This window comes from Gymnodinialimonas sp. JB5-7 (genome assembly GCF_055693405.1).
In genome coordinates, this window is record NZ_JBVFUX010000004.1 from 851,255 (window position 1) to 877,293 (window position 26,039).

29 protein-coding genes, 1 tRNA gene and 2 pseudogenes are annotated in these 26,039 nt (G+C 61.5%); 15 read left to right on the top strand and 17 right to left on the bottom strand.

The window, feature by feature from the left end; all coding sequences use genetic code 11:
* The first annotated feature begins 38 nt into the window (after nt 1–38).
* The 6 genes from ACZ1HK_RS05170 to ACZ1HK_RS05195 all read left to right on the top strand — a co-directional run bounded on the left by ACZ1HK_RS05170 (nt 39) and on the right by ACZ1HK_RS05195 (nt 4,256).
* Nucleotides 39–269, top strand: coding sequence for a hypothetical protein (locus tag ACZ1HK_RS05170; RefSeq protein WP_472627760.1), 231 nt, complete (start codon nt 39–41; stop codon nt 267–269).
* 403 nt (nt 270–672) lie between these two features.
* Nucleotides 673–2,349 carry a P-loop NTPase family protein gene (locus ACZ1HK_RS05175; protein ID WP_472627761.1) on the top strand — a complete coding sequence of 559 codons (1,677 nt, stop codon included), beginning with the start codon at nt 673–675 and terminating at the stop codon, nt 2,347–2,349.
* The gene (locus ACZ1HK_RS05180) at nt 2,349–3,149 is read left to right on the top strand and encodes a P-loop NTPase family protein (RefSeq protein WP_472627762.1); all 801 of its coding nucleotides are present in this window, start codon (nt 2,349–2,351) and stop codon (nt 3,147–3,149) included. Before ACZ1HK_RS05175 ends, ACZ1HK_RS05180 begins: the two co-directional genes overlap by 1 nt.
* An 11-nt stretch (nt 3,150–3,160) precedes the next feature.
* Nucleotides 3,161–3,514 carry a hypothetical protein gene (locus ACZ1HK_RS05185; protein WP_472627763.1) on the top strand — a complete coding sequence of 118 codons (354 nt, stop codon included), beginning with the start codon at nt 3,161–3,163 and terminating at the stop codon, nt 3,512–3,514.
* A complete protein-coding gene (locus ACZ1HK_RS05190; RefSeq protein WP_472627764.1) occupies nt 3,511–3,783 on the top strand; it encodes a hypothetical protein in 273 nt (90 codons plus the stop codon). Before ACZ1HK_RS05185 ends, ACZ1HK_RS05190 begins: the two co-directional genes overlap by 4 nt.
* Nucleotides 3,744–4,256, top strand: a complete 513-nt coding sequence (locus ACZ1HK_RS05195) for a hypothetical protein (RefSeq protein ID WP_472627765.1) — start codon at nt 3,744–3,746, stop codon at nt 4,254–4,256. The genes ACZ1HK_RS05190 and ACZ1HK_RS05195 overlap by 40 nt, the downstream gene beginning before the upstream one ends.
* On the opposite strand, the gene ACZ1HK_RS05200 is transcribed toward ACZ1HK_RS05195, so the two are convergent.
* Nucleotides 4,253–5,281, bottom strand: coding sequence for a LacI family DNA-binding transcriptional regulator (locus ACZ1HK_RS05200; RefSeq protein WP_472627766.1), 1,029 nt, complete (start codon nt 5,279–5,281; stop codon nt 4,253–4,255). The genes ACZ1HK_RS05195 and ACZ1HK_RS05200 overlap by 4 nt on opposite strands.
* A 163-nt stretch (nt 5,282–5,444) precedes the next feature.
* Between ACZ1HK_RS05200 and ACZ1HK_RS05205 the strand changes: the two genes are divergently transcribed.
* The 3 genes from ACZ1HK_RS05205 to ACZ1HK_RS05215 all read left to right on the top strand — a co-directional run bounded on the left by ACZ1HK_RS05205 (nt 5,445) and on the right by ACZ1HK_RS05215 (nt 8,707).
* Complete coding sequence (locus tag ACZ1HK_RS05205) at nt 5,445–6,125, top strand: DUF1045 domain-containing protein (RefSeq protein WP_472627767.1); 681 nt, start codon at nt 5,445–5,447, stop codon at nt 6,123–6,125.
* A gap of 75 nt (nt 6,126–6,200) precedes the next feature.
* Complete coding sequence (locus tag ACZ1HK_RS05210) at nt 6,201–7,826, top strand: amidohydrolase (protein WP_472627768.1); 1,626 nt, start codon at nt 6,201–6,203, stop codon at nt 7,824–7,826.
* An 11-nt stretch (nt 7,827–7,837) separates the two neighbouring features.
* Entirely contained in the window at nt 7,838–8,707 is an 870-nt protein-coding gene (locus tag ACZ1HK_RS05215; RefSeq protein ID WP_472627769.1) for a CobW family GTP-binding protein, read from the top strand.
* Nucleotides 8,708–8,720: 13 nt separating this feature from the next.
* On the opposite strand, the gene ACZ1HK_RS05220 is transcribed toward ACZ1HK_RS05215, so the two are convergent.
* Nucleotides 8,721–8,805: transfer RNA gene (locus ACZ1HK_RS05220), tRNA-Leu, on the bottom strand.
* Nucleotides 8,806–9,081: 276 nt separating this feature from the next.
* Here ACZ1HK_RS05220 and ACZ1HK_RS05225 point away from each other — a divergent pair.
* Nucleotides 9,082–9,576: a Hint domain-containing protein gene (locus tag ACZ1HK_RS05225; RefSeq protein WP_472627770.1), complete on the top strand. Its 495-nt coding sequence runs from the start codon at nt 9,082–9,084 to the stop codon at nt 9,574–9,576.
* Between the two features lie 167 nt (nt 9,577–9,743).
* Here ACZ1HK_RS05225 and ACZ1HK_RS05230 read toward each other — a convergent pair whose 3' ends face one another.
* Nucleotides 9,744–11,006 (bottom strand): NAD(P)H-hydrate dehydratase, encoded by a 1,263-nt coding sequence (locus ACZ1HK_RS05230; RefSeq protein WP_472627771.1) that lies wholly within the window; start codon nt 11,004–11,006, stop codon nt 9,744–9,746.
* Nucleotides 10,973–11,341 carry an NAD(P)H-hydrate epimerase gene (locus ACZ1HK_RS05235; protein WP_472627772.1) on the bottom strand — a complete coding sequence of 123 codons (369 nt, stop codon included), beginning with the start codon at nt 11,339–11,341 and terminating at the stop codon, nt 10,973–10,975. Before ACZ1HK_RS05235 ends, ACZ1HK_RS05230 begins: the two co-directional genes overlap by 34 nt.
* 164 nt (nt 11,342–11,505) lie before the next feature.
* On the opposite strand from ACZ1HK_RS05235, the gene ACZ1HK_RS05240 reads away from it, so the two are divergent.
* Both ACZ1HK_RS05240 and glnA read left to right on the top strand, forming a co-directional pair.
* Nucleotides 11,506–11,844 carry a P-II family nitrogen regulator gene (locus ACZ1HK_RS05240; RefSeq protein ID WP_368475723.1) on the top strand — a complete coding sequence of 113 codons (339 nt, stop codon included), beginning with the start codon at nt 11,506–11,508 and terminating at the stop codon, nt 11,842–11,844.
* Between the two features lie 57 nt (nt 11,845–11,901).
* On the top strand, nt 11,902–13,308 hold the full coding sequence (gene glnA, locus ACZ1HK_RS05245; RefSeq protein WP_472627773.1) for a type I glutamate--ammonia ligase: 1,407 nt from the start codon (nt 11,902–11,904) through the stop codon (nt 13,306–13,308).
* 186 nt (nt 13,309–13,494) lie between these two features.
* On the opposite strand, the gene ACZ1HK_RS05250 is transcribed toward glnA, so the two are convergent.
* The 13 genes and pseudogenes from ACZ1HK_RS05250 to ACZ1HK_RS05310 all read right to left on the bottom strand — a co-directional run bounded on the left by ACZ1HK_RS05250 (nt 13,495) and on the right by ACZ1HK_RS05310 (nt 23,278).
* The gene (locus ACZ1HK_RS05250; RefSeq protein WP_472627774.1) at nt 13,495–14,109 is read right to left on the bottom strand and encodes an MliC family protein; all 615 of its coding nucleotides are present in this window, start codon (nt 14,107–14,109) and stop codon (nt 13,495–13,497) included.
* 104 nt (nt 14,110–14,213) lie between these two features.
* Complete coding sequence (locus ACZ1HK_RS05255; protein ID WP_472627775.1) at nt 14,214–14,405, bottom strand: hypothetical protein; 192 nt, start codon at nt 14,403–14,405, stop codon at nt 14,214–14,216.
* 143 nt (nt 14,406–14,548) lie between these two features.
* Nucleotides 14,549–15,529, bottom strand: coding sequence for a hypothetical protein (locus tag ACZ1HK_RS05260; RefSeq protein WP_472627776.1), 981 nt, complete (start codon nt 15,527–15,529; stop codon nt 14,549–14,551).
* 81 nt (nt 15,530–15,610) lie between these two features.
* Nucleotides 15,611–15,802: a hypothetical protein gene (locus ACZ1HK_RS05265; RefSeq protein WP_472627777.1), complete on the bottom strand. Its 192-nt coding sequence runs from the start codon at nt 15,800–15,802 to the stop codon at nt 15,611–15,613.
* Nucleotides 15,803–15,907: 105 nt separating this feature from the next.
* Complete coding sequence (gene scpB, locus ACZ1HK_RS05270) at nt 15,908–16,525, bottom strand: SMC-Scp complex subunit ScpB (protein ID WP_472627778.1); 618 nt, start codon at nt 16,523–16,525, stop codon at nt 15,908–15,910.
* Nucleotides 16,526–16,591: 66 nt separating this feature from the next.
* Complete coding sequence (locus ACZ1HK_RS05275) at nt 16,592–17,395, bottom strand: segregation and condensation protein A (protein ID WP_472627779.1); 804 nt, start codon at nt 17,393–17,395, stop codon at nt 16,592–16,594.
* A complete protein-coding gene (nagZ, locus tag ACZ1HK_RS05280) occupies nt 17,388–18,392 on the bottom strand; it encodes a beta-N-acetylhexosaminidase (RefSeq protein WP_472627780.1) in 1,005 nt (334 codons plus the stop codon). Before nagZ ends, ACZ1HK_RS05275 begins: the two co-directional genes overlap by 8 nt.
* On the bottom strand, nt 18,389–19,462 hold the full coding sequence (locus ACZ1HK_RS05285) for an SPOR domain-containing protein (protein WP_472627781.1): 1,074 nt from the start codon (nt 19,460–19,462) through the stop codon (nt 18,389–18,391). Before ACZ1HK_RS05285 ends, nagZ begins: the two co-directional genes overlap by 4 nt.
* Nucleotides 19,463–19,537: 75 nt before the next feature.
* Nucleotides 19,538–21,266: pseudogene (gene argS / locus ACZ1HK_RS05290) on the bottom strand (arginine--tRNA ligase).
* Between the two features lie 60 nt (nt 21,267–21,326).
* Nucleotides 21,327–21,674 (bottom strand): hypothetical protein, encoded by a 348-nt coding sequence (locus ACZ1HK_RS05295; RefSeq protein WP_472627782.1) that lies wholly within the window; start codon nt 21,672–21,674, stop codon nt 21,327–21,329.
* 45 nt (nt 21,675–21,719) lie between these two features.
* On the bottom strand, nt 21,720–22,085 hold the full coding sequence (locus ACZ1HK_RS05300) for a hypothetical protein (RefSeq protein WP_472627783.1): 366 nt from the start codon (nt 22,083–22,085) through the stop codon (nt 21,720–21,722).
* A 22-nt stretch (nt 22,086–22,107) separates the two neighbouring features.
* Nucleotides 22,108–22,943 (bottom strand): annotated as a pseudogene (locus ACZ1HK_RS05305) (deoxyguanosinetriphosphate triphosphohydrolase family protein).
* Nucleotides 22,943–23,278 carry an HD domain-containing protein gene (locus tag ACZ1HK_RS05310; RefSeq protein ID WP_472627784.1) on the bottom strand — a complete coding sequence of 112 codons (336 nt, stop codon included), beginning with the start codon at nt 23,276–23,278 and terminating at the stop codon, nt 22,943–22,945. Before ACZ1HK_RS05310 ends, ACZ1HK_RS05305 begins: the two are co-directional and overlap by 1 nt.
* A 106-nt stretch (nt 23,279–23,384) precedes the next feature.
* Here ACZ1HK_RS05310 and ACZ1HK_RS05315 point away from each other — a divergent pair, with 106 nt between their 5' ends.
* From ACZ1HK_RS05315 to ACZ1HK_RS05325, 3 genes are read left to right on the top strand one after another with little or no spacing between them, the layout of a single operon-like run.
* On the top strand, nt 23,385–23,693 hold the full coding sequence (locus ACZ1HK_RS05315; protein WP_472627785.1) for a HesB/IscA family protein: 309 nt from the start codon (nt 23,385–23,387) through the stop codon (nt 23,691–23,693).
* Between the two features lie 57 nt (nt 23,694–23,750).
* A complete protein-coding gene (locus tag ACZ1HK_RS05320; RefSeq protein WP_472627786.1) occupies nt 23,751–24,935 on the top strand; it encodes an acyl-CoA dehydrogenase family protein in 1,185 nt (394 codons plus the stop codon).
* Between the two features lie 8 nt (nt 24,936–24,943).
* Nucleotides 24,944–25,990: an acyl-CoA dehydrogenase family protein gene (locus ACZ1HK_RS05325; protein WP_472627787.1), complete on the top strand. Its 1,047-nt coding sequence runs from the start codon at nt 24,944–24,946 to the stop codon at nt 25,988–25,990.
* The last annotated feature ends 49 nt before the right edge of the window (nt 25,991–26,039 follow it).

Sequence of the window (26,039 nt, forward strand, 5' to 3'; positions counted from 1 at the left end):
TCGACCCCGAAACCGAAACGAATTGGCCAGAAACCGCGTTGATCCATTGCGCGGAAACGGCTGAAGGCCTGCGGGATCGGTCCAGCGGTTGGCCCGATGATCTGGCGGAATTCACCGCGCTCGCCGACATGATTGATGAAGCCACCGACCTTCTCCTGCTGCTGCAAATGGAGGCGGGCCCGGACCAGGTTGAAGATGCGGCAGCGCTTTTGCACCAGATGCGTGCCGCATTTGATCAGTGCAGGCTCGGGCGGGGTATGGCGGCATGAAACATGATGCAGCCCTTCCCCGCGCCAAGCCGGGTGTGCCTTGCGAGACACCCCCACCAGACCAGGCCCTTTTGGCGCGCGCCTATCGCGGGCTCACCCCGCTGGCCCGGGACATACGCAAGCTGGAAGCGGCGCTGGACCATCTGCAGGTCGCAGGCGGTGACACGCATAGCGATCAGGTGCGCGCCATGCGGGCCGAGCTTCGGGAGTTCACGCCGTCTGTGACCCTGATTGGACAGGTTAAGGCCGGAAAAACATCTCTCGCCAATGCAATGGCGGGCACTGTTGGCTTGCTTCCCTCAGACATCAACCCGTGGACGTCGGTGGTCACATCCGTCCATCTCTCCCCGCGCCGAAACAAGGTGCAGGAAAAATCCAGCTTCCGCTTCTTCACGGATGCGGAATGGGCCAACCTTCTGACCACCGGGGGCGTGTGGGCGAATTGGCTAGCCGCGCCGGTGCCGATCAGGAGCTTGAGAAGGTCCGCAAACAGCTTGAGACCATGCGCGCAGCGGCCCGTGCGCGATTGGGCGAGCAGTTCGAGATGCTGCTCGGGCAGACCCACGATTATGGCTATGTCGATGCGGACTTGTTGCAACGTTATGTCTGCCTGGGCGACGAGAGTGACGTGGACCCGTCCCAGGGACGATTTGCCGATATCACCCGCTCGGCTGACCTGTACCTGTCGCAACCTGCCTTGCCCTTGCCACTTTGCCTTCGGGACACGCCCGGTGTGAACGACACTTTCATGGTCCGCGAGCAGATCACTGTGAATGCCATTCGCGGCAGCCGCCTGTGTATCGTTGTCCTGTCGGCTCATCAGGCGCTTTCGAATGTGGATCTGGCGCTCGTTCGGCTGATCGCGAACGTGCCGGCCCGTGACGTTTTGATTTTCGTGAACCGAGTGGATGAATTGGCAGATCCCGCGCGGGACATTCCCGAAATCCGCGCCTCGATCGAGAAAACGCTCAAATCGCTCAGCATTCCGGCCGAAGCGGAAATCCTGTTTGGCAGCGCCCATTGGGCCAACGCCGCCTTGTCCGGCGACTTCGCCCAGATGGGTCGCGACAGCGCTGAGGCGCTGCTCAACTTCGCGCGGTATCAGGCCAATAAAGCGGGGCTTGAGAAAGACACCGCATCGCTGATCTGGACACTCTCGGGCTTGCCAGCGCTTGGACAAGCCATGGCGGAGCGTATCTGCGCAAGCGATGGCGCACATGCGTTGGCCCGAACCGCGTCTGCCGCGCGAAACACGGTCAGCGCCATTTCCGCACAGCGCGCCTTGCAGGAAAAGCACATCGTCGAACGCGCCACTCCTTCGATTGACCCAACAGAATTGGCGCAAGCCATCGATAAGGTCGCGGCCGAGGCGCAATCAGCCCTCGAGAGCTCACTTTCGACGCTGGCCGCTGACCTCGACCTGCGCCTGGGAAAAGCGCAGGAAGCGTTCGTCGCCCGCGGCACCACCTCGTTGATCCGGCATTTGGAAACCTATGGCGAAGAGGTTGAGTGGACGTACGACCCGGCAGGTCTGCGTTTGCTGCTGAAATCGGGCTACAACGTCTATTGCGGAAAGTCGCATAAATCCGCGGACGCCGTTTTCCAGAAGGCCGCGCGCGATCTTGAGATCCTGTTTGAGACAACCTTCGGCCTGAGCCATGCGGGCTTCACACTGGAAGCCCCGGCTGTGCCAGAGCCACCTGTTCCTGTGATGCTGGGGCAAACCATCGCGCTCGACATCAAGGGCAGCTGGTGGACCCGATGGTGGCGCCGCCGCCGCAGCTATGACAGCTATGCCGCCGAATTCAGATCGCTGATCGAAGCGGAAATTGCGCCCGTTGTGGCAGCCCTGTCGACCGACCACGCGGCCCCCCATGCAAGGGCGGTGCACGAAGAGCTTGACGAATTCCTGTCGGCGCAGCGTGCGGTGATCCTTGGCCTGGCAAGCCGCGGGACCACAGACCTTGCCCAGTTGCGTCAGGACCAAGCGCAAACGGATGAGAAGCAATCCAACGCCCTTGGCGCGGCCCAGGCCATTCTGGCAGATTTTGGAACACCCCAACGAGGACGAGCAAAGTAATGGCAAATACGAAGAAACGGCCATGCGTGGCGCTGCTTGGTGAATTCTCCGCCGGGAAAAGCACCCTAGCGAACCTTTTATTGGGGCGCAGGCAATCCCCGGTGCGCGTCACCGCGACACAAACCCCGCCCCTTTGGTATCAATACGGAACCGGTGACCCAGTCCGCATTTTGGACGACGATACGGCCGAGCCTTTGGCGGCAGGGAGCGGGTCCTCGGTGCCGCTGGAAGACACGAAGTTCGTCCAAGTGCCCCTGGACGCCCCAATCCTTGAGCGCATTGATCTTCTCGATATGCCAGGAAGCTCCGATCCGAACATGGCGCCGGACCTGTGGGACCAGCTGCTGCCCGGAGTGGAAATTGCGATTTGGTGCACTCCGGCCACCCAGGCCTGGCGGCAATCGGAAGCTGCGATCTGGGACCTTGTGCCGGCCACGCTTCAGCATCGGTCGATGCTGCTGTTGACGCGGATCGACAAAGTTCGGGCGCAGGATCAACCGCGCGTCTTGAAGCGGGTTCGCGATGAAGTTGCGGGACAGTTCCGCCATGTTCTCCCAGCCGCACTGCTGACGGCCGACGATGGTGCGCACAGCACCGGACCCTCATCCATCGTTTCTGCACTGGACGACTTGATCGAATGCGCCGTGCCGCAGATCGCCCAAGCGCCCGAAAGACCTGCCCCACAAGCGCCAATGCGATCAAAGGTGCCTACCCCCGATCTTGTTGCGCCTCGCCGTGTCACAACCCTGTCAGCCGAGCGAAAGGTCCGGCGACGGACCGCGCAAAACGCGCTGATCTAACTGGAATTGCAATGCACTTTGACGGACTACGCACATATCGCGCCGCACATCCCCAATGCGTGCTTCTGATGCTCAGCGACCTGCGCTCCGGCACGGTTCTGGCAGCAGACGGTGCACTCGCCTACCCGCAGGAAAACCTCGATGCGCTCAGCGCGCTCACCCGGGATGCCTTTGATATGGCGGGCTTGGCGACGGATTATGTGGCCCTCGAAACGCCACAGGCGATCCGCATATTCAAGAAAGTGCCGCAGCTTGGAAGCGTGGCGCTTACATGCGTGTGCAACCCTGGCGCGGACATCACTGAACTCTTGGCCGGAATGCACCGGTTCGCTGTGTCCATGGAAATTCCGGAGATTGCGGCATGAGCGCCCTGTCTCGCATCAGATCTACTCTGAACGCGGCGGCCTGCGTCAGCGATCAGGTTGCGTCCGTCCCTGACTTAAGTGCGCTTTTGGAGCGGCTGAACCGAACGGTACTGCCGCGCCACATCGAATTGCGCTTCGAGAGCGGGGCGACGATGGCGCTTTTCGTGCACAATCGTCGCCTCTACCGCATGACGGGCGACGCCAGCGCGCCGGCACCCTGGGGGCCGCGTTGGGCGCTGGCGATGAAGGACTGGTTGCCGACACGTTGAAAGAAGCGCTTTCGGGCGATGTCGTTATTTCCATCTCCGAAACTGCACTTCGCGACGGCATGGATGGGACGGGCCTTGGCATCGCAGCCACAAGTCTGATGGAACAAACCGGGACAGATCAAAGCGGTTCAGTCCAGCCCGATTTGGCGCATCAGTTAGTGGCGTTCACCAACCAGCACGCCGCGAAGATCGAAGCAAGCTTCTTGATGGAAGGCTATGAAATCGCCCCTCTTTCCGGAGCTGAGGACGCCATTGAACGGCGCGCCTCCGAGATCACGGATATTCTGGCGCGGGCAACCTCGGATGAAAGCCCTTTGGCGGCCACGCTCGAAACAGACGGCGCGCTTGCATTCCCGTGCGATCCTGCGGATGAGGCGTGCGTTTTGCTCGTGGGTCGCGTCGGCACCTACGGCGCCGTGCTGTTTCAACAGACCAGCGCGCAAGAGGCCCTGACCTATTGGCAGGCCGCCTAAATCTCCGGTGCAGGTCCAAGGGACCCACGGAGGCAAAGCTCGGTATGCAGGTTTTCGCTTTCAAGCGGCACAGCCTCCTCCAACAAAGCGATCAGGGCGCGCGCTGCGTGGCGCCCCATCTGGCGGTGCGGGACCCGAACCGTAGCGATTTCGGGTGACGTGACCTGCGCCAGTTCAATGTCATCAAAACCTGTAACCGAAACATCGCCTGGCACGGCCAGCCCCATTTTTGAGGCCTGTTTGACCGCCCCGACGGCCAGAACATCATTGGCGCACATGACGGCTGTGGGCCGTTGGGGGCTCCGCATCACGGCCTCAAACGCTGCCGCTCCGGTCTCTATCCCATATCGCGTGCGGTGGATCGTAAGATGATCGGCGGGAAGTCCCGCCTGTTGGATCGCCTCTGACACCCCGCGAACCCGTTCTGCCACACGGTCATTGGTGTCGGTCTCTGCTGCAATCAAGGCGATGCGGCGATGGCCCTGGCGCAAGACCTCCTCCGTCAGGCGCCGCATGGCGTGGCGATTGTCGAACCCGATGCTCGGGTCCGTTTTGGCGGCGTCATAGGCCCAGGTGATCAGGGTCGGGACGTTGCGGGCCTTGATGAAATCGGTGATCGCGGGGGCACGTTGGTACCCGATCAACAGCAGCGCATCGGCACCGCGTGCGATCAGCGACCGGATTTGCTTTTCCTCCAGATCCGTCCGGTAGGCCGAACTTGCGACCAGAAGCGTATAGCCATGGTCGTCCAGCTCCTCCTGAAAGGCCTGAATGCCTTGCGCAAACACGGCATTCTCCATCGTTGGAATGATCGCCCCAATGGTGCGCGTCCGTTGCGAGGCCATGGCGCGCGCGCCGAAATTCGGGGAATAGCCCAAGGTATCGACAGCGGATTGGACCCGCTCGCGGGTGCGATCGGACACCAATTCGGGAAAGTTCAAACTCCGCGACACAGTCGCCGTCGAGACCGAGGCGAGCCGGGCAACATCTTCCAATGTTGGCGCGGATTTGGCGTCTTTGGTCATGGGCTGCACGTGGTCAAAAGCATCTGCTCTGCTTAATGAAGGGGCTTTCACTGTCAACTCTTTGGCCGTGACGACGGACAGGTTTGCACACGGGGCATTGGCGAGCTTGCCTTGTGATCACGTTCGACTTGCGCAAAACACGCTCGGGCAGAAGGGTTTGCAAATGGCATCATTCAAACGATTTGCCCTGTTTTTCGTACCAGACGGGTCCGTGTACACGCGCGGGGCCGGTTGGTTGGGCTGGGATAGCGACGCGGGGCGGACTGTTGCCAATCCCTCACTTCCCGACCTCGGCGAAAGCATAGATGCGCTGACCCGTCGGCCCCGCAAATACGGGTTCCACGGCACGATCAAGCCGCCATTCGCCTTATCGCCCGGAACCGATCATACAGCGCTGACGGATGCAGCCGCCGCCTTTTGTGCGTCACGCCCGCCAGTAACTCTGCCCGCGATGGTGGTACGTCGCATGGGGCGTTTTGTGGCGCTCACGCCGCTCAAGCGTAGCGAGGCCTTGGCCAATCTGGCCTCCTCCGCCGTCAAGTCGCTGGACGGCTTCCGGGCACCCGCCACTGAGGACGAGCTTGCCAAACGGCGCAAACACGGGCTGAGCGCCCGGCAAGAACAGATGCTGCAGCATTGGGGCTATCCCTATGTCATGGAGGAGTTCCGCTTTCACATGACACTGACCGGCCCAACAGATCACGCAGATCAGGTGTGCGACGTTCTCAGGCAATATTTCGCCCCCGACCTCGCCCGGCCGATGGACATAACCGCCCTGTGTCTTGTCGGCGAAGACGAGGCCGGCTGGTTTCATGTTCTGCAGCGTTTCAAGCTGCAAGGCTAAGGCCACGCACAGATTCCGGTTCCTCCCCGCTGCAAGAGTGCGCTACGGATTCCCAACAAGGTAGGGAGAGCAAAAATGGCGGACATCACCGTGTATTCGGCGCGAAAGATCGTCACCATGGATCGCAATCGCCCCAGCGCCACCCATGTCGCGGTGCGCGACGGGCGCATTCTGGCACTTGGCGATGCGTCCTGTGCCGATGCTTGGGGGCCTGTCACACACGACACCTCGCTCTCGCACGCCGTGCTGATGCCCGGCTTTGTCGAAGGCCATGCCCACATGATGGCCGGGGCGATCTGGGACTACACCTATACGGGCTATCACGACCGCCTCGATCCAAACGGGCAGCTCTGGCAAGGTTTGGGCACGCTCGATGCCGTCGTGGATCGATTGAAGGAGGTCGAGGCGACCCTGCCCCACGATCAACCCCTGATCGGCTGGGGCTTTGATCCGATCTTTCTGCCCGGCGAACGGCTTGGTGCCGCGCATCTGGACCGCGTTTCAACGACGCGGCCCATTGCGATCATATTCTCCAACTTTCACCTGATGTGCGTGAATTCGGTTGCGCTGGAGATGGCTGGATATGGAGAGGGCACCAATGTCGAAGGTGTTGTCAAAGACCGCAACGGTGTGCCCACGGGCGAGCTTCAGGAAATGGCGGCCATGTTTCCGATCATGCGGCGCCTGGGGATCGACTTTCGCGCCCTGTCCCAACGCGAAAGTGCGATCCGCTCCTATGGGGAAGTCGCGCGGCGCGCGGGTGTGACCACCGTAACGGACCTCTTCTCTCAATTGGAGGACGAGGATCTCGCCACGATGCTGTCGGTCACCGCGGATCCAGACTTTCCATTGCGGATCGTCCCTGCCCTCGCCGCAATGGGCGACCCGCAGGCCCTCGCGGAACGCGCAAAAGGGTTGAGAGCACGCTCAACAGACAAACTTCGATTGGGTGCCGTAAAACTGATGACCGACGGGTCGATCCAGGGGTGGACGGCGCGTGTGAAGTGGCCGGGCTATGTTGGTGGCCAGCCAAATGGCCTATGGAACATGGCGCCGGACCAGATCTTTGAGACCTGCGCCGCGCTCCATGCCGCCGGAATTCAGATGCATATCCACGTCAACGGCAATGAAGCCTCCGAGATTGCAATTGATGCGCTGGAGGCCGCGATGCAGGCCGCCCCTTGGCCGACCCATCGCCATGTTCTGCAGCACGGCCAGATGATGGATGCCGCTCAATTCCGCCGCTGCCAGGAATTGGGCATCGCCGTAAACCTGTTCGCCAATCACCTTTGGTATTTCGGCGATCAACATGTCGCGCTGACCATCGGTGAAGACCGCGCCAGCCAGATGGATGCCGTGCGCTCCGCCCTTGATGCCGGTCTGACGGTTGCCATCCACTCCGATGCGCCCGTGACGCCGATGGGGCCACTCTTCACGGCTTGGTGCGCCGTGAACCGAAAGACGATGTCAGGCCGCACCCTTGGGGAGGCGCAGAGGATCAAAGTGGACGAGGCGCTCTACGCCATCACCCTCGGCGCTGCGCAGACGCTGAAGATGGACGCCGAAATCGGCTCTATCGAAGTTGGTAAACGAGCGGACTTTGCCGTCCTCGGCAGCGACCCCACACAAGCGGGTCCGGACCAGCTCAAGGACGTGGAGGTGCTTGGCACGGTGCTGGACGGCCGGGCGTATCTACTTTGACCGCTCTGCCCATGACGGTGATCTCCGGCTATCTTGGGGCCGGAAAGACAACGTTGATCAACCGCATCCTCGCGGATCCGCAGGGCTTGCGCATCCTGGTGATGGTCAATGACTTTGGCGCCATCAACATTGATGAGCGTCTGTTGATCTCACGCGATGAAGACACGATTGCCCTGTCTAACGGGTGCGTCTGCTGCACGATGGGGGCAGATTTGTTCATGGCAATCGGCGACACGCTTGATCGTCGCCCACGCCCGGATCACCTGTTTATCGAGGCCAGCGGCATTTCGGATCCCGCGCGCATCGCAAATGCGGCCTTGGCGGAACCTGAGCTCAGCTATGCGGGCATCGTGACTGTTGTGGATGGTCAGCGCTTTTGCGACTTTCGCGAAGACCCCCTGATCGGGCCACAATACATGTCGCAGATCGAAAAGGCGGATCTGATCTGGGTCAGCAAGGAACCTGACGGTCCGCAATTGGATCAGGTGAAAGGCGTTGTGACTGCGCCCGTGGTCGAAGGCCTGACATCGGACGCATTCCTGAAGCTGATCGGAGGCGCCTATTCCCCGCCGGCCAAGGGCCAGCCCCATGCCGAATATTCTTCCTGGTCGTCGGATGGCAGCTTCGCCGGCGATGCAACGGCCTTGCGTGACCACCTGGAAAACCGACCGCGCGGCCTGTTCCGGGTGAAGGGGGTCGCACGAGATGCCGCCGCAAACCACTGGCACGTTCAGGTTGTCGGAACACAGCTAGAGATCACGCCAGCGGCGCAGGACGCGCAGCCGGGCATCGTCGGCATCGGCCTGTCGGCGCTGTGGGACCCGGAGGGGATTCAGATGTGGTGGCCGAACCAAGGCCTCAAGCAGCGCGAAGGTCGGTAGGCCAAGCATAAGATGGTGCGGGTGGAGGGACTTGAACCCCCACGCCTTGCGGCGCCAGAACCTAAATCTGGTGCGTCTACCAATTTCGCCACACCCGCATCGGCGGTGCGTTTAGCAGGCCCGTTCGTGCATGGCGAGGCCAAAATTCTCCCCAGCATTAACCTAAGTGTAACCAGTTTTCGCCCAGATTATGCCCGAATCTCACGCGAGATATCTCTCATCAACGGGCTGCCACCCGAAACCTGAGGGGAAGACACATGACCGACACCACGCTTCATATTGAAGAAAAAACTCGCCCAATGGGCGAGGATGCCGTAATCTCGCGTTCACATAAACGAGGTCCTCAGGGCCCGAACGAGCGAGCAGGTATCAAAATGACAGATGCAACCCCGCGGCCGCAGGCCGGTGTGGGTGGCAAATCCGGCGCATGTGAAGCCGGCCTTGCCCCCGGAACGCAAGTCCTGACCCTGGACGGCGCGATCCCCGTAGAATTTCTGAACCCCGGCGACCGCGTCATTACGCGGCGTGGTGTCCGCACACTGAAAGCCGTGATGCGCCACAATTTGCCCGAAGGTACGCCGCGCGTGCGCGTGTCAGCCGACGCCATGGGCGGCAAGCCGTCCAATGACGTCATTCTGATGCCCGGCCAGCGTGTGCTGGTCCGCGATTGGCGCGCCAAGGCCCTTTGGGGCAAGGACATCGCCGCTGTTCCCGCCGCCCGCCTTGTGGACGGCAACTTCATTCGCACCGAAACCGGCGGACGGCAGATTATGCTGTCGCTCTACTTCGGCGCACCTGAGATCCTCTACGCAGATGGGTTGGAGCTTGCCTCCGCAGACAAGCCGAAGGTGGCAGCCTCGGCGAAGTGACCCATCCAGTCCGCGCGGTGTATGCGTGCGGGTGGCAGTGGCAACGCACACCACGCCACGGAGGACAGGACGCATCGCTGCGTCCGACACCGTGAACTCGGGCGTTGCAGACCGCCCCCCTCTCACGGAATTCAAGCGGCGCCCCGGGACAGGGCGCCGCTTTCTTTTCAGGGCGTGTTTGCCTCGATCTGCCGTAGGACTTCAGGCAGTTGATCTGGCAAATCTTCGGCAATCAGACCCGGGCCAAAGCTGCGCGCAGCTTCGACATGCAGGTACACCCCGGCCTGCGCCGCCCAAAACGGCTCAAACCCGCGCGCCAGAAGTCCCGTGATGAACCCGGCCAGGACATCACCAGACCCAGCTGTTGCAAGCCAAGGGGCCGCACGCTCATAGGCAGCGGCGTGAACTGCGACCTTGCCGTCCGGGCCAGCAACCACTGTATCAGCCCCTTTGAGAACGACGACGCATTGCGCCCGCCCGGCGGCTTCTCGTGCGGCGTCGACCTTTGAAAAGGCCGGGCCATGTATCGCCCGCTCGGCCAGACGTGCCGCCAAATCCGGAAAGATCCGGGCGAATTCTCCGCCATGGGGCGTGATAACGGCTGCATCCGCCAGACGGAGCACCAAGTCATCCGCCCGCCCGGAGAAATTCGACAAAGCGTCGGCATCCAATACCACAGAGACTTTGCGCCCTCGGTTCGCGGCGATGTCCAGAGCCGTCTGCACTACGGCAACCTGGGCGTCCCCAATCCCAAAACCGGGGCCTATGCATAGGGCGTTGATGCGGTCGTCTTCCAATGAATCGCGCAGCCCATCCGCGCCCTCGCACCGGCGCAACATCAGCCCTGTAATCTGGGCGGCGCATTCCATCATGGCCGCACCCGGCGCCCCGAGAGAAACGAGCCCCGCGCCAATACGAAGCGCCCCTTGTGCAGCAAGGCGGGCCGCCCCGGTGCGCCCCAGACCACCCGTCAGGATCAGGGCGTGGCCATGGTCGAATTTGTGAGCGTCCATGACTGTCTTGCTCAACGAAGGTTCCGCCAAAATCGGATCCGGCAGGCGCGCCAATGGAAGACCCTTCGATCGATCTGTCAAACCGATATCCACAACCTCGAGCGCTCCACACTGCCCTGGCCCGTCCGCCAGGACATGCCCCAATTTCGGTTGTTGAAAAGTGACAGTCAGATGCGCCGCAATATCCCCGCACCATTGGCTGTCGGTCCAAAGGATCTTTCCGCTATCCGCATCCAGTCCCGACGGGACATCAACCGCGACGACATATGGCAGGTGTTCTTTGCCATGCCCCCAAAATCCATCTGCAAACAGGCCGTGAAACAGCGCACCCACGCGATCGGGCGGCGCGAAACCACGGCTTAGTCCGGTTCCGAAAATCGCGTCTACGACAAGGTCCGCCCCCTCGTCCGAGGCCATTTCAAGCAGGGCAACAGCGCCAATCCCTTCCCAACGACGCCGGTTTGCCGCCGCATCGGGGGCATGTCATCGCACGCCCCCATCCCAAAGACCCGCACATCCCAATAGCGCTGCGCCAAAAGCCGCGCGATGACGTAGCCATCACCTCCGTTATTGCCTGGCCCGCATAGAATTACGGCCCGACGCGGACCGTTGTTCAATTCAGGCCAGCGTGACAGCACCGCATCCACCACTCCGGCACCGGCCCGCTCCATCATGTCGAGGCCCGTGGTATGGCCTGACGCGATTGCCGCAGCTTCCAGATCCCGCATTTCGGCAGCTGATAACAGGTTCATCGCGGCTCCGATTCATTTGTGCACATTTTTTAAGCGCCTTGCACAATAAGTCACCGACAGCTTCAAAATACGCCCAAAGATTGAACAGCAATCACGCTCACACATGGACGCCCCTTGCCCAAGATGGTGTCAGAACATCGAAGAGATGGCGAGGGAGTCGGCCTGTGAAAAAGATCGAAGCAATCATCAAACCGTTCAAGCTGGATGAGGTGAAGGAAGCCCTTCAGGAAATCGGCGTTCAGGGTCTGAGCGTAACCGAGGTGAAAGGGTTTGGCCGCCAGAAGGGGCACACGGAGCTTTACCGTGGCGCCGAATATGTCGTGGACTTCCTGCCCAAGGTAAAGATCGAAGTCGTCCTAAGCGAAGATCAGGCCGATGCCGCGATTGAGACCATCATCAATGCCGCCAAGACCGACAAGATCGGCGATGGCAAGATTTTCGTATCCGACATCAGCCAGGCGATCCGCATCCGGACCGGCGAAACGGGCGAAGACGCAATCTAATCCGCAATGTAAAGCACCCCCGACCGGGGCCTATTTGAACGCAAAGGGAAGGTCAGAATGAGCACAGCAGACTTCTTGAAAATGGTTAAGGACGAGGACGCGGAATACGTCGATATCCGGTTCACCGATCCGCGCGGCAAGCTGCAGCACGTCACGGTGATGTCCGACCAGGTCGATGAGGACTTCCTTGAGGAAGGCTTCATGTTCGACGGCTCGTCCATCGCCGGTTGGAAAGGCATCGAAGCCTCCGACATGAAGCTGATGCCCGACACCGACAGCGCCTATGTTGATCCGTTCTACGCGGAAAAGACGATCTGCGTGCACTGCTCGATCGTTGAGCCCGACACCGGCGAAGCGTATGAGCGTGATCCCCGTTCGACCGCCGAGAAGGCTGAGGCATACCTCAAGTCCTCCGGCATCGGTGACACCGCGTTCTTCGGCCCCGAAGCCGAATTCTTCGTCTTCGACGACGTGCGCATGTCTGTTGAAATCAACAAGGTCTCTTACGAGGTCGACGCTCAGGATGCATCCTGGAACGGCGATACCGAGTATGAGATGGGCAATATGGGCCACCGTCCGGGCGTTAAGGGCGGCTACTTCCCCGTGAACCCGATCGATGCCGGTCAGGATCTGCGGTCTGAGATGCTGTCCACGATGAAGCGCATCGGCATGAAGGTCGATAAGCACCACCACGAGGTGGCATCTTGCCAGCACGAGCTTGGCCTGATCTTCGACAGCCTAACCAAGCAGGCCGACGAGCTTCAGAAGTACAAGTACATCATCCACAACGTTGCCCATGCCTACGGCAAGTCGGCCACGTTCATGCCGAAGCCCATCGCGGGTGACAACGGCACCGGCATGCACTGCAACATGTCGATCTGGAAGGACGGCAAGCCGCTCTTCGCGGGTGACAAGTATGCCGACCTGTCTGATGAAGCTCTGTACTTTATCGGCGGCATCCTGAAGCACGCCAAGGCGCTGAACGCCTTCACGAACCCGTCGACGAACTCCTACAAGCGTCTGATCCCTGGCTTTGAAGCCCCGGTTCTGCGCGCCTACTCGGCCCGCAACCGTTCTGGCTGTGTACGTATTCCGTGGACGGAAAGCCCGAAGGCCAAGCGTGTGGAAGCGCGTTTCCCCGATCCGGCAGCGAACCCCTATCTCTGCTTCGCGGCCCTGCTGATGGCTGGCCTCGACGGCATCCAGAACAAGATCAACCCGGGCGATCCTTCGGACAAGGACCTCTACGATCTGCCGCCGGAAGAGCTGGCGGGCATCCCAACCGTTTGTGCGAGCTTGCGCGAAGCGCTCGACGAGCTGGAAGCCGATCACGAATTCCTGCTGAAGGGCGACGTGTTCACCAAAGACCAGATCGAGGGCTATGCCGCGCTCAAGTGGGAAGAGGTTTACGCCTACGAGCACACGCCGCACCCGATGGAATACAAGATGTACTACTCCTGCTGACCTCCGGTCAGACATGTACTACAGCTGCTAATCAGCGGCTGTCAGAAACAGGAAAGGGCGCCCATTGCGGCGCCCTTTTTTTGGCCGGTAGTACTCAGCTTATCACGCTTGATAAGCTACCCTTTCCCATTGATATCGAACGGTTTTCCATTTTGTGTTAGCCGAAAATTAACGTCTCGGTTGCCCTCAACACCCTTCGTTGAAGATACCTGCAAGCTGCAGACCCGGCGCGCAGAGCAGCCCGCCCCATTGGTAGGCGTCCTGCCCGTTCTGCAACTGCACAGCCCACCACGAATAACCGTTGAAGAAAATGCCCGTATCCGTGACCAAAGTTATTGGTTGCCCCTCAAACGTAGAACCGACATCGGCGAAATTGGTGCCTGGCCCACCGCGAAGATTGCCTCCGAAGGAAAATCCGGGAAATGGGCCGACCTGCGGGTCGTAGCCGCCGCCAGCCTGACTGCCACCTGGCTCGTCAATGCTTGTCACCACGCAGGTGAACTGCGCGCCCGAGGCCGTCGTCAGAAATGCCTGACCCTGATGCTCGACGAAATCGAGGCCTGTGGATGGATCAAAGAAGCGCGACCCACTGCCTGAAACAGCGGGGTTCAGCACCGCCCGCGTGACCTGCCCATTGGCTTGGTTCCGCGCATCGACCCCGACGACGTCTTCCTCATCAAAATAGGTGGCTGTGAATTCGATCCCGTTAAGCGCGCCGCACGCATAGTTCACGTTTGCCAAAGACATGGTTGGCACACCAAGTGACGCGGCCAAGGCCACAAGAGCGGTAGTATATTTCATGGTACATCCCCAAAGCTGATGCGCGATGATTGCCGCACAAAACCCCGGGCACAAAGAAAAAAGCGCCCCGGCTGGGGCGCTTTGCTGCACGCGATGTGCGTCGTTTACTTGGCCGCGCGCTTGGACGCGAACGTCGCGCCATCCTGTTTACTGGCGATGCGTGCCTGATCTGCCTTGAATGCGGCAAGCGCCCGATCGTGGCTGCTGCCCATGGCGATCCGGTTGACGTGAATTTCCGTTCTCGGCGCATCCACCGACTGGAAAAAGCGCAAAACGCTGCTAACGATCCGCTCCATAACTCTGCCTCATGATCTGTTTTTATTGATCTTGAGGCAGAGTTGGCGGCGAAATGTGGCGAAATCTGGGCACCACGTTCTGCCATCGGCAGAGGGCCGCGACCTGTGGCTTCAATACCACCCAGCCGCGGACCTTTTGTGGCTTACTGACAGCTTTCCAACACGCCAGCGACACCCCCGGCGGGTACGCAAATCACGCCGCCCCACTGGAAGGCGATCTGGCCATCGGCCAGCTCAATCTCCCACCAATCATAGCCGTTGAAAGGAATTCCGCTGTTGGTGAGCAATGTGATGGCCGTGCCCTGTTCCAATCCGCCGATATCCGGGAACGCCGTGCCGGGGCCCGAGCGCAGGTTGCCCCCCAGCGAGATCGCGGCGATGTCAGCAGCACCGCTGGCATCCGCCGTCGCTTCGCCGACATCCGTGCCGGTATCAGCCTCGGCAATCGGGCAGGCGTCTGCATCCTCGATCACGCCGGACACACCGCCGCCGGGCACACAAATCACGCCGCCCCATTGGAAAGCCAACTCGCCGCTTGGCAGGATGATCTCCCACCATGTGTAGCCGTTGAACGGCACGCCCGTATCGGCCTGCAGGATGATTTCCGTGCCTTCATCAAGGCCACCGACATCGGCGAATTCCGTGCCGGGACCGGCGCGCAGGTTCCCGCCAAGGGAAATTGCGGGAATGTTTGCGCCGCCTGCCGCATCAGGTGTGGCCTCGCCCGCGCCATCCTCAATCGGCGCCTGCACAACCTCACTATCTTCCACAGTTTCAACGGGTTGCTCGACGGTCGCCGCAGCCTCAGCCCCTTCAAGAGTGCAGTGAACCGTCAGATCGCCAGCCGTCAGATCAGCGATGTCTCCGGTTCCGCGCAGCAATAGATCGCCGCCAGCATAGGTGATGCCGTCGCCGCCCCGTTGCGACCGCATGGTGACGGGATCGTCCCCGCCCGAAGGGTTGTCAGCCCCGGCGATGAACTCGGCAACCGCCGCGTCCGTGCCTTCGATCAAGGTAATGCGCACGTCCACATCACCAAAGCCGGGACACAGGTAAGCCTGCGCCTGAGCGGCCCCGGAAACGAGGAGAAATACCCCCGTGCTAAGGGTCAATCGGGTAATCATTGTGGTGTTGTCCTCTAGAATTGAGCACACACACCCTGCCGCGCTTTGGCGGCGGACCCAAGGGTAGAATTGGCTATCGGCTTAGAAGCGCCCGATCCGCCGAGCCATGCGAAGCGCGCCTTTCGCGTTGCGCGCAGCCGCCCGCCCGCGCGCGCGATCTTCGGGCGTGTTTTCGTCGCCCCGACGTGTCACGGCATCAATGCCTGCATCGACGCCACGGTTCACGACGCGCGACATCACGCGGCGGATGATCATGTTCAAAATACGGTCCATTGGGCTGCCCTTTACCAGTTTATATCTGCTCAGATGAACGGGTATGTGACCAGTTGGGCAGAATTTTGGCGAAAACTGCGTTCAGCTGGTCAGACTTTTCCGGCCTTATTCGTCTTCGATCAGGTCATCGTCGCGCGCCGCGTCCGCGTCATCGTCGAACATGTCGCCCGTATCGTCATCCCGCTCGGGCTCGGGCCCCTCTTCGCCCTCGGCGTCCGGGGGGCGGCTTTCCAGAAGACCCGCATCGCGCAGCTCTTTGAGGCCGGGCAGATCGCGTGCATTTTCCAGCCCGAAATGGTCGAGGAACTCGGGCGTGACCACGTAGGTCACCGGACGGCCCGGGGTCATGCGGCGGCGGCCAGATTTGATCCACTCCAACTCGATCAACTGATCGACCGTGCCGCGACTGACGGAGACACCGCGGATCTCTTCGATCTCGGCACGGGTGACGGGTTGGTGGTAGGCGACGATGGCCAGCGTCTCGATGGCGGCACGGCTGAGTTTGCGTTGTTCGACCTGCTCGCGCGCCATGAGGAAGCCGAGATCGGCGGCTGTGCGAAAGGCGTAGGCATCGCCCACTTTGGCAACCTGCACACCCCTGCCCTCGTACCGTCTGCGCAGAAGAACAAGCGCCTCCGCCGGGTCGGAGCCGTGGGGCATCCGTGCCTCCATCTCCGACAGGCTTACGGGTTCGGCGGAGGCAAACAGCAGCGCTTCGATCATACGCTCCTGCTCAGCTAGCGGGGGCGCGGAAGAGGCTTTCTTCCGTCTTTTCAGGCGCTTGATCGCTCATGTGTCTTTCCGGCGCAGTTGGATGGGCTCGAATGTATCGGATTGGCGGATCTCAACCTTTCCGGCCTTCGTCAACTCCAAAGCCGCCGCGAAGTTGGCGGCAGTGGCGGAGCGGCGGGATTTCGGGTCCTTCGTCCAGGTTTCGGGCAGGTAGGACATCAGGTCCGCCCATTCGCCCATATAGCCGACCATCCCGCGCAAGCGATCCAGCGCCTCTTCCATGGTCAGGACCTTTTCGCGGTCCATCACGTAGGGGCGGAAATCGTCCTTGGTGCGAATGCGGGCATAGGCCTGCATCAGGTCGAGCAGGCCGGCGGTGTAGGTGATCTTGCGGCTCGTCGTCATGGCTTGCGGGGCGCCGCGCACGAAACGGTCACGACCCAGCCGGTCGCGCGCCATCAGCTTGGCTGCGCATTCGCGCATCGCAGCGAGGCGTTCCAGCTGGAAGGCCAGATGCGCGGCCAGGTCTTCGCCAGACGGGCCTTCATCGCCGGGTTCCGGCGGCAAGAGGAGCTTGGATTTCAGGAAGGCGAGCCAGGCGGCCATGACGAGATAATCGGCGGCCAGTTCGATGCGCAAAGCGCGGGCTTGTTCAATGAAAACAAGGTATTGTTCGGTAAGAGCGAGGATGGAAATCTTGCGCAGGTCGACCTTTTGGGTGCGGCTGAGCGTCAGCAGCAGGTCGAGCGGGCCTTCAAACCCATCGACGTCCACAATCAGCGCCTCAGCTTCGCGCCGGGCGGTGACCTTGTCCCAATCATCTGTGTTCGCAGGTTGGCCCGTTTGGCCCGCTTCAGACATAAACCTCTCCGCCCAGAAGGCTTGAGAGTTCCTCCTCGGCGGCTTGGATGTCAAGCGGTTCAGGCTGTGGTCGGCGCGCGATAACGGTGTCGGCACGGGCCTGTGCGGCCCCGCTCAACTGGCCGCAATTAGCAAGAACCTGCTCCATCTCGGCCCGGTCTCCATTGCAGTGCAGGATCATGTCGCATCCGGCCGCGCGGGCGGCCGCGGCGCGTTCACCGATAGCGCCAGGCAGCGCGCCCATCGACAGGTCATCGGTCATCAAAAGGCCATCGAAATCAATGTCTTCCCGGATCACTTGCATGACCTTGCGCGACAGGGTGGCGGGCAGGTCGGGGTCGATGGCCTCGAACACGACATGGGCGGTCATGCCCATCATGATGTGATCCATCTGCTCGAACACGGCAAAATCCGTGGCGTCTAGCGTATCGCGATCCAGCGTGACGCGGGGCAGATCGTGGTGGCTGTCGACGGTGGCCGCCCCGTGGCCCGGGATATGCTTGACGACAGGATGGATGCCGCCATCGGTCAGGCCTTCAGCGACCGCATGGGCAAGGTCGATGACCGTCTCTGTGTCATAGCCATAGAGGCGGTTTTGCAGGAACGGATGCGTGCTGTCGCGCGCCACATCCGCCGTAGGGCCGCATTGCACGTCGATGCCCACGGCGTGCAGTTCTTCGGCGATCAGGCGGTAGCGAAGGTAGAGCGCACGCACGGGGTCGGACGCCTTGGCCGCCATGTCGAGCGGTGGATGCCATTGCCGCCAATGGGGCTCGCCCATCCGCTGTACGCGTCCCCCTTCCTGATCAACCAGGATGGGGGCGTCGCGCCCAACAATTTCACGTAATTCTGCTGTCAAAGCAGAAAGTTGCGCGGGGTTGTTAATGTTCCGCGTGAAGAGGATGAAGCCCCAGGGCTGCGCATCGGCGAAGAAGGATTTCTCCGCAGGTGAGAGGATCGTGCCTTCGCATCCCAGGATCGTCGCGGCTTGTGTCACCGGACCGTAACCGGGATGCAGGCAGCACCTTGGGCAACCAGTGCCGCGCAGAAGCGGCGAGAGGCCGAGAGGTCGCCAAACCCGTGGGCGCGCAGGCGATAGAAGCTCTGTCCGCCGGAGGAGGCTTGTTCAATCACGCGAGCCCGGCCAAGGAAGAAGTCGGGGTAGTTCTGCGACAGGCGCTGCCATTCGGCGCGGGCCAGATCGGGCGTGTCAAAGGCGCCAAGCTGGACAAGGCGGGTGCCCGTTTCCAGATCGGACGCAGCAAGTTCAAATTCATCCGCGCCGATAGGCGCGTCAGCGGCAGGTGCCGCGGCCTCTGCCGCGTCTGGCGTGGCGGCGGCAACGGCGGCGGCTGCGGCGGCAGCCTCTGCGCGGGCCTGGATATCTGCGGGGCGCGTGGCGGGCCGAGGAGAGCGGCGCACGCCGGGGACGGAGATCGGGATTGTATCGGCGCGAGCCACCAGCTCAGGCTCTTCCGCGGCGTTGGGCATGGCGCTTTCTTCCACACCTTCAAGAGGTTGCGCTTCGGCCAGCAGACGTTCGATCAACGCTTCGGTGTCCTCGGCGGTGACAGGTTCTTCGACCTCCGGGGCCACTTCGGCGATCACTGCGGGCACCTCTGCAACCTCTTCAACCGGTGCAGGGTTTCCGGCCGAGGCACTTTCAAAAGCCTGTTCAAGCTCAGGCACATCGTCGAAATCCATGGGCTGAGGAGCCAAGACCAACTGGTCGGGCACTGGCGCGGCCTCCTCTCCTTCGGCCAGACGGTTTACGGCCAGCCCCTGGTTCTCGGCCACAGCGCCGCCTGGATTTTCAGGAGCGATGCGCATCGGGCCTTCCATGGCGCGGATCACCGGAACGTCCGTCACGTCGCGCATCAGAAGCTGCCAGGCCCAGATCGCCATGCCCACAACCAAGCCGATGGACACAACCGCACCGGCCCAGTTGATCAACTGCGTCACACGGCTGACATCAGCCGCCGCTTGCGCGTGGTCGTGCGCATAATCATGCGAATAGTCGTAACCCGACTCTGGGGCGTAGTCCCCGGAATATTGGATATCTGCCATGCCTGCCTCATTCGCCCGAGCCTTTTGGCGGCCCGATGTCACTTGCTCGACCGGCGCGACAGGAGGTCTGATGCCTCACATTTGTTCGACCGGTTTCACGCCCAAAATACCAAGGCCGTTCGAAATGACAATCGCCACGGCCGAAATCAGGCAAAGTTTCCCGGATGTTGCCGATGGATCATCCTCCTGGAAGAAGCGCAGGTGCGGATCGGCAGTTGCCCTTGTTCCACAGAGCGTGGAAGTCGGAGGCGAGGTCGTAGAGGTAGAAGGCGATGCGGTGCGGCTCGTGCGTGGCGGCGGCGGCCTCGATCATCCGGGGGTATTCGGCAAGCTTTGCGGCCAGCGCAAGTTCTGCCGGATCGGCGATGGCATCGAGGTTTGCAGGATCGGGCGTCATGCCGGCCTCCGCGGCCTTGCGCAGCACGGAATGGATGCGCGCATGGGCGTATTGGACGTACCAGACGGGGTTGTCCTTGGACTGTTCGCGGACCTTGTCGACGTCGAAATCGAGCGGTGCGTCGTTCTTGCGAGTGAGCATGTGGAAGCGGGTCACGTCAGCGCCCACCATCTCAACCACATCGCGGAGCGTCACGAAGGTGCCCGCGCGTTTGGACATCTTCAATTCCTCGTCGCCGCGACGCAGTTTGACGAGCTGGGTCAGCTTGATATCGAGCGGGACGCGGCCATCGCTGAGCGCCGAGACAGCCGCCTTCATCCGTTTGACATAGCCGCCGTGATCGGCGCCAAATACATCAATAAGCTCGTCGAACCCTCTGGAAACCTTGTCAAAATGATAGGCGATGTCGGGGGCGAAATAGGTCCAGGCGCCGTCGGATTTCATCACCGGGCGGTCCACGTCGTCGCCGTGTTCGGTCGACTTGAAAAGCGTCTGTTCGCGGGGTTCCCAATCTTCGGGTTTCTTGCCCTTGGGCGGCTCCAACACGCCTTCGTAGATCAGCCCCTTGTCCCGCAGATCGTTGATCGCATCCTCGATCCGACCCGTGCCGTAGAGCGATTTTTCCGAGAAGAATTCATCCATCTCGACGCCGAGCATCGCCAGATCCTCCCGGATCAGGCCCATCATCCGCTCGGTTGCGAATTCGCGAATTTCGGCGAGCCAATACTGCTCACCCTTGTCGACAAACTGATCGCCAACCTTGTCTTTGAGCGCTTGTCCAACCTCGATCAGATAGTCGCCGGGATAGGTGCCATCCTCAAACGCGACCTGTTGTCCGTGGGCTTCGAGGTAGCGCAGATAGACCGACCGCGCGAGGACATCGACCTGCGCGCCGCCGTCGTTGATGTAGTATTCGCGCGTGACGTCATAGCCCGCCGCATCCAGAAGCGAGGCGAGCGCGTCGCCGAAGACCGCGCCACGGGTGTGACCCACATGCAACGGCCCGGTGGGATTTGCGCTGACATATTCGACGTTTACGCGGCGTCCCTGCCCCTTGGTGGAGCGTCCGTAGGCCGTGCCGCCCTGCACCACATCCGCCACGACACTCTGCCAGACAGACGCCGCGAGCCGCAGGTTCAGAAAGCCCGGGCCTGCGACCTCGGCACTGTCAATGCGCGGGTCATCGGCCAGTTTGGCCGCCAGTGCCTCGGCAATGTCGCGGGGCTTCATCTGGGCGGGCTTGGCCAACACCATCGCGGCGTTCGTTGCCATATCGCCATGGGCCGCATCGCGGGGCGGTTCGACCGTGATCGCGCGCGTCTCCAGGCCGGTGGGCAAAGTGCCCTCAGCGGAAAGCGCGTCGATGGCGGCGAGAACAGCCTCGCGGATCTGGTCGAACAGGGTCATGGCGGTGTCCTTTGGAAGATCACCGGGGGTGTATCACCATGGCCTGTGGCGTCAATCAGATCAGGGGGTGCAGCGGTTGTAGTCGATGACGTTGCCGTCATTGATCAGGCGCATCACCGCGCCGTCTTGCAGCGGGATCAGGAACATATTGGCCGTCCATTCCTGCCCCTCGCCCGCGCAATTGCCGGTGTAGGAGAAGCCATCTGTGCCGTCGACTGGGACTGGATTGGCCAAGGTACACACGGACTCGTAGAAGGTGAGGACGTTGTTTTCGAGGCGGACGATGGCCTCCTCAGGATGAGTGGTGCAGGCGCCGATCTGGAAGCGGCCATTGGCCACCTGGGCCGAGGCGCTGGCGGTGGCCGCAACCAGCAGGATGGCAGAAATGCCGAATGATTTCAAAGTCATGAGTTCAATTCCTTGCATCAAAATAGGATGCGCGGAACGGGTCAATCAGGGCTCGCACCGCGCGTAGGTATAGGCGTTATTGTTCAGCACCACGACCAACCCATCAATGGAGGCTTCCCCCACCAGCAGACGCGCCTCAAAATCATTGCCTTCCGCAGTGCAGGCCCCGTCATAGAGGAAGATCTGATCCATATCGCGGACATTGATCGGGTTGGACAAATCACAGCATTGCTCGAACAGGCAGAGCGTCGGAAAAGCCAGAGAGGCGGTGCGTTCGCCGCCGGGTGTGAACCCTTCGGCGGGGCAGCTAAACCCCTGATAAAACTGGCCATCTTGCGGGAAAGCCTGCGCAATGGATAGGGATGCAAACAGGGCCGCCGCCGGGGCGGCGAGGCGGAGGGTAATGGGCATCGTTCGGCTCCGGAAATGTGAGCTATAGGGGCCGGTCCAGTGTGCCGCGATCCGCCCCACCGATCAACCTTTGGTGGCATTGCAACGCAAAGCGGTCGGTCATGCCTGAGATATAGTCCGAGACGATGCGGGCCAGTTCGGTCTGATCCCCCGCGATCTCTTCCACGTCCTTGCGCCACTGCTTGGGCAATTCCGTTGGGTTGGCCATGAAAAGGGAAACAGATCCTCGACCACCTGCGTCACGTCCTGCCGCATGACCACCACCGAGGGCGCGCGGTACATGCGTTTGAATAAAAATGTACGGATGACTTTGAGGTCGTCGAACAAGCCCTTGGAAAAGCGAATGACCGGGCGGCCCGCCATGCGGATATCCACAGGGGATTGTGGATCAATTTCGTCCAGAGCGGTGCGCGCGCAGGCGAGAACATCCTCGACCAGCACACCAAAGAAGCGCCGCAGTGCTTCGTGCCTGCGACGGTAGTAGTTGAGGCCGGGGTAACGTGCATCCACAGCCGCAAAACAGTCCCGCAGGATCGGCAATTCGGCCAGTTCGTCGGTCGAAAACAGCTCTGCCCGCAGGCCGTCGTGTAGGTCGTGGTGGTTGTAGGCGATGTCATCGGCCAGGGCTGCGACCTGCGCCTCGGCACTCGCATGGGTTGAAAGCTCAAGGTCGATATCGGCGCAACAGGCGTTGAGCGCCCACGGCAGTGGGGGCGCGACCGGGCCGTTATGTTTGGCGATCCCCTCCAGCGTTTCCCATGTCAGGTTGAGGCCGTCGAATTCGGCATAGTGCCGCTCCAGCTGCGTCACGATCCGGAGGGCCTGCGCGTTGTGATCAAAGCCGCCATGAGGCGCCATCAGCGCCTGTAGTGCATCCTCACCGGTATGGCCGAAGGGGGATGGCCCAGATCATGGGCGAGTGCGACGGTTTCGGTCAGATCCTCATCCAGGCCAAGCGCACGGGCCATGGTGCGTGCCACCTGGGCGACCTCCAGCGAGTGGGTCAGGCGGGTTCGGAAGTAATCGCCCTCATGCTCCACAAAGACCTGCGTCTTGTGTTTGAGGCGGCGAAAGGCGGAGGAATGGATGATCCGGTCGCGGTCGCGCTGAAAGGGGGAGCGGTGGGCGCTTTCCTCCTCGACGACCAAGCGTCCGCGCGTCTCGATCGGATTGCACGCAAAAGGTGCCCGCATTTCAGCCTCCTTGCGGGGCGCTGTCTTGTCCCGGCCCCTGCCCTTTCATATATTTGCCCCACGCTGAATGCGACAGGTGATCTGACATGCTGACCGTGCCCCCAAAGTGACCGACCGCGCCTTTGCGCGCCTGGCCGAGATCAACAATACCGCCGAGGTCCCGCAGGCGCTGCGTGTGGCCGTAGAAGGCGGTGGATGTTCGGGATTTCAGTACGAGATCAAGCTGGACGCCCCGGACGCAGACGATCTGGTTCTGGAAGGTCAGGGACAGAAGGTTGTGGTGGACAGCGTTTCGCTGCCGTTTCTGGCCGACGCCGTGATCGACTTTACCGAAGAGTTGATCGGCGCGCGGTTCACAATCGAGAACCCGAACGCCACGTCATCTTGCGGGTGCGGGACCTCCTTTTCGATGTAACCGCTGGCGCTTTACGCTGCCCGTGCTACCCTTTTTCCAAAGCGGAGGGAGGGTGCGATGGATCTGAATTTTTCCCCTGAGGAACAGGCATTTCAAGCAGAGGTGCAGGCGTTTTTGGCCGAGGCGCTGCCTGCGGAGATTGCGGGTCGTGTGGGCCGCGGTGAAGAGCCCACGCGTGAGGATATGGAGCGGTGGCACGCGATCCTGAACGAAAAGGGCTGGCTGGCGGGCACATGGCCCGTAGAGTTTGGCGGGCAAGGCTGGGGTCCGATTGAGCTGCATATCTTCGAGGAGGAATGCGCCAAGGCCAGCGCGCCCCGGATCGTGCCGTTTGGCACCAAGATGCTCGGGCCGGTGTTGATGAAGTTCGGCACGCCCGCACAGCAGGCTGAGTATCTGCCGCGCATTCTGGATGGCCGCGATTGGTGGTGTCAGGGCTATTCTGAGCCCGGGGCGGGGTCGGATCTGGCGTCGCTGAAGACAAGGGCCGAGCGGGACGGTGATGTATATGTCGTGAATGGTCAGAAGACGTGGACCACGTTGGGGCAATACGCCAATCGCATCTTCTGCCTTGTGCGCACGAAGTTCGAAGGCAAGCCGCAGGAAGGGATTTCCTTCCTGCTGATCGATCTGGATACGCCCGGCATCGAGATGCGGCCCATTCGCCTGATAGAGGGCGGGTATGAGGTGAACGAGGTGTTTTTCACCGATGTGCGGGTGCCGGTGGGCAACCTTGTCGGCGAAGAGAATATGGGCTGGACCATCGCGAAGTATCTGCTGGGGCATGAGCGCACGAATATCGCGGGGACTGGCTTTTCAGTGCAGGCTTTGCGCCAAGTGAAGGCGCTGGCGAAGCAGGTTAAGCGCGGTGGCAAAGCGTTGATCGAGAGCCCGCTATTTGCGGCGAGACTGGCGAGCGTCGAGGCAGAGTTGGAGGCGGTGAAGATCACCAACCTTCGAATGCTGTCAAAGGCTGCTGCGGGCGGGCAGCTTGGGGCGGAGCCGTCGATGTTGAAGATCAAGGGCACGGTGATCCGGCAGGAGTTGAACGATCTGGCGCGCCGGGCTTTGGGGCCGGCTGCGGCGCCGTTTCCGTCCGAAGACCTCGATAATCTGGCGATTGCGCCCAAGGGTCATGCGCACAATGCGGCGGGCTATTTCAACAACCGCAAGATCTCGATCTACGGCGGATCGAACGAGATCCAGCGCAACATTCTGGCAAAAGGGATGATGCGGGGATGAATTTCGAGATGAGCGATGACCGCCGAATGCTGGCGGATAGCCTGGCGCGGTTTCTGGCGGATGCCTGCCCGGTGGAGGGCCGCGTGGACGTGGCCTATGCCGCACCTTGGCATTCGGAAGCGGCTTGGGCAGGGTTGGCGGAATTGGGCGCGTTTTATGCACTGGCCCCTGAAGATGCGGGCGGCATGGGCGGCTCAGGCTTTGATATTTCCGTTGTGTTTGAGGCGCTTGGCCGCGCCCTGTGTCCGGAGCCAGTGCTCGCAACCCTTCTTGGCTTGCGCCTCCTCGCGCGCGCCGGGCGGGATGTGGAGGAGGTTTTGGCGGGGCAACGCCTCGCCGTCGGGATCGGCGAGTTGGATGCGCCCTATGATCTGGATGGAATCGCCTGCCATGCCGAGGGCGGCCTGCTAACCGGACGGAAGTCGGTGGTGTATGGCGGGGCTGGCGCGGAACGTTTGCTGATTGCGGCGCAGACCGAGGGCAAGTTGGCTTTGTTCGATGTGAACGCGGAAGACGCCCAGGTTTCCGGCTACGGCATGATCGACGGCGGCCCGGTGGCGGAGGTGTTTCTGGACGGCACGCCGGGGGAATTGGTTCTGGGTGACGCGAGTGCGGCGTTGGAAGAGGCGCTGGATCTGGGCGCGCTTGCGCTATGTGCGGAGGCCCTTGGCGCGATGGAGGTCGTGCAGGGCATTCTTATCGACTATCTGAAAACGCGAAAGCAATTCGGGCAGCCAATTGGCGCGTTTCAGGCGTTGCAACACCGGGCGATTGATCTTGGGATCGAGATCGAGCAGGCGCGGTCGATCGTGATTTTGGCCGCGAGCGCCGAGGGCGGACCCGAGTTCGCGAAACGCGTGGCGCAGGCGAAGTTCCTGGTGGGCAAGATCGCGCGACAGGTCTCCGAAGAGGCGATCCAGATGCATGGCGGGATCGGGATCACCTGGGAATATCCGTTGGCGCACTACGCCAAACGGCTGGTGATGATTGATGCGCAACTTGGGGATACCGATTGGCATCTGGAGCGGCTGATGGGGGCACTTGCGGCTGAGTGAGGACCCTCCGGGGGGCATTTCCAGGGAACAAAGATGGGCCGGTCGTGCC

Coding starts and splice junctions, on each gene's coding strand:
- ACZ1HK_RS05260 (WP_472627776.1), bottom strand. CDS start 15,529: ATGATTACCCGATTGACCCTTAGCACGGGGGTATTTCTCCTCGTTTCC.
- ACZ1HK_RS05230 (WP_472627771.1), bottom strand. CDS start 11,006: ATGGCCTCGGACGAGGGGGCGGACCTTGTCGTAGACGCGATTTTCGGA.
- ACZ1HK_RS05205 (WP_472627767.1), top strand. CDS start 5,445: ATGGCATCATTCAAACGATTTGCCCTGTTTTTCGTACCAGACGGGTCC.
- ACZ1HK_RS05255 (WP_472627775.1), bottom strand. CDS start 14,405: ATGGAGCGGATCGTTAGCAGCGTTTTGCGCTTTTTCCAGTCGGTGGAT.
- ACZ1HK_RS05215 (WP_472627769.1), top strand. CDS start 7,838: ATGACGGTGATCTCCGGCTATCTTGGGGCCGGAAAGACAACGTTGATC.
- ACZ1HK_RS05285 (WP_472627781.1), bottom strand. CDS start 19,462: ATGGCAGATATCCAATATTCCGGGGACTACGCCCCAGAGTCGGGTTAC.
- ACZ1HK_RS05300 (WP_472627783.1), bottom strand. CDS start 22,085: ATGCCCATTACCCTCCGCCTCGCCGCCCCGGCGGCGGCCCTGTTTGCA.
- ACZ1HK_RS05265 (WP_472627777.1), bottom strand. CDS start 15,802: ATGGACCGTATTTTGAACATGATCATCCGCCGCGTGATGTCGCGCGTC.
- scpB (WP_472627778.1), bottom strand. CDS start 16,525: ATGATCGAAGCGCTGCTGTTTGCCTCCGCCGAACCCGTAAGCCTGTCG.
- ACZ1HK_RS05175 (WP_472627761.1), top strand. CDS start 673: ATGGGCCAACCTTCTGACCACCGGGGGCGTGTGGGCGAATTGGCTAGC.
- ACZ1HK_RS05310 (WP_472627784.1), bottom strand. CDS start 23,278: ATGCGGGCACCTTTTGCGTGCAATCCGATCGAGACGCGCGGACGCTTG.
- ACZ1HK_RS05190 (WP_472627764.1), top strand. CDS start 3,511: ATGAGCGCCCTGTCTCGCATCAGATCTACTCTGAACGCGGCGGCCTGC.
- ACZ1HK_RS05180 (WP_472627762.1), top strand. CDS start 2,349: ATGGCAAATACGAAGAAACGGCCATGCGTGGCGCTGCTTGGTGAATTC.
- ACZ1HK_RS05325 (WP_472627787.1), top strand. CDS start 24,944: ATGAGCGATGACCGCCGAATGCTGGCGGATAGCCTGGCGCGGTTTCTG.
- ACZ1HK_RS05295 (WP_472627782.1), bottom strand. CDS start 21,674: ATGACTTTGAAATCATTCGGCATTTCTGCCATCCTGCTGGTTGCGGCC.
- ACZ1HK_RS05320 (WP_472627786.1), top strand. CDS start 23,751: ATGGATCTGAATTTTTCCCCTGAGGAACAGGCATTTCAAGCAGAGGTG.
- ACZ1HK_RS05200 (WP_472627766.1), bottom strand. CDS start 5,281: ATGACCAAAGACGCCAAATCCGCGCCAACATTGGAAGATGTTGCCCGG.
- ACZ1HK_RS05225 (WP_472627770.1), top strand. CDS start 9,082: ATGACAGATGCAACCCCGCGGCCGCAGGCCGGTGTGGGTGGCAAATCC.
- glnA (WP_472627773.1), top strand. CDS start 11,902: ATGAGCACAGCAGACTTCTTGAAAATGGTTAAGGACGAGGACGCGGAA.
- ACZ1HK_RS05210 (WP_472627768.1), top strand. CDS start 6,201: ATGGCGGACATCACCGTGTATTCGGCGCGAAAGATCGTCACCATGGAT.
- ACZ1HK_RS05250 (WP_472627774.1), bottom strand. CDS start 14,109: ATGAAATATACTACCGCTCTTGTGGCCTTGGCCGCGTCACTTGGTGTG.
- ACZ1HK_RS05185 (WP_472627763.1), top strand. CDS start 3,161: ATGCACTTTGACGGACTACGCACATATCGCGCCGCACATCCCCAATGC.
- ACZ1HK_RS05235 (WP_472627772.1), bottom strand. CDS start 11,341: ATGAACCTGTTATCAGCTGCCGAAATGCGGGATCTGGAAGCTGCGGCA.
- ACZ1HK_RS05275 (WP_472627779.1), bottom strand. CDS start 17,395: ATGTCTGAAGCGGGCCAAACGGGCCAACCTGCGAACACAGATGATTGG.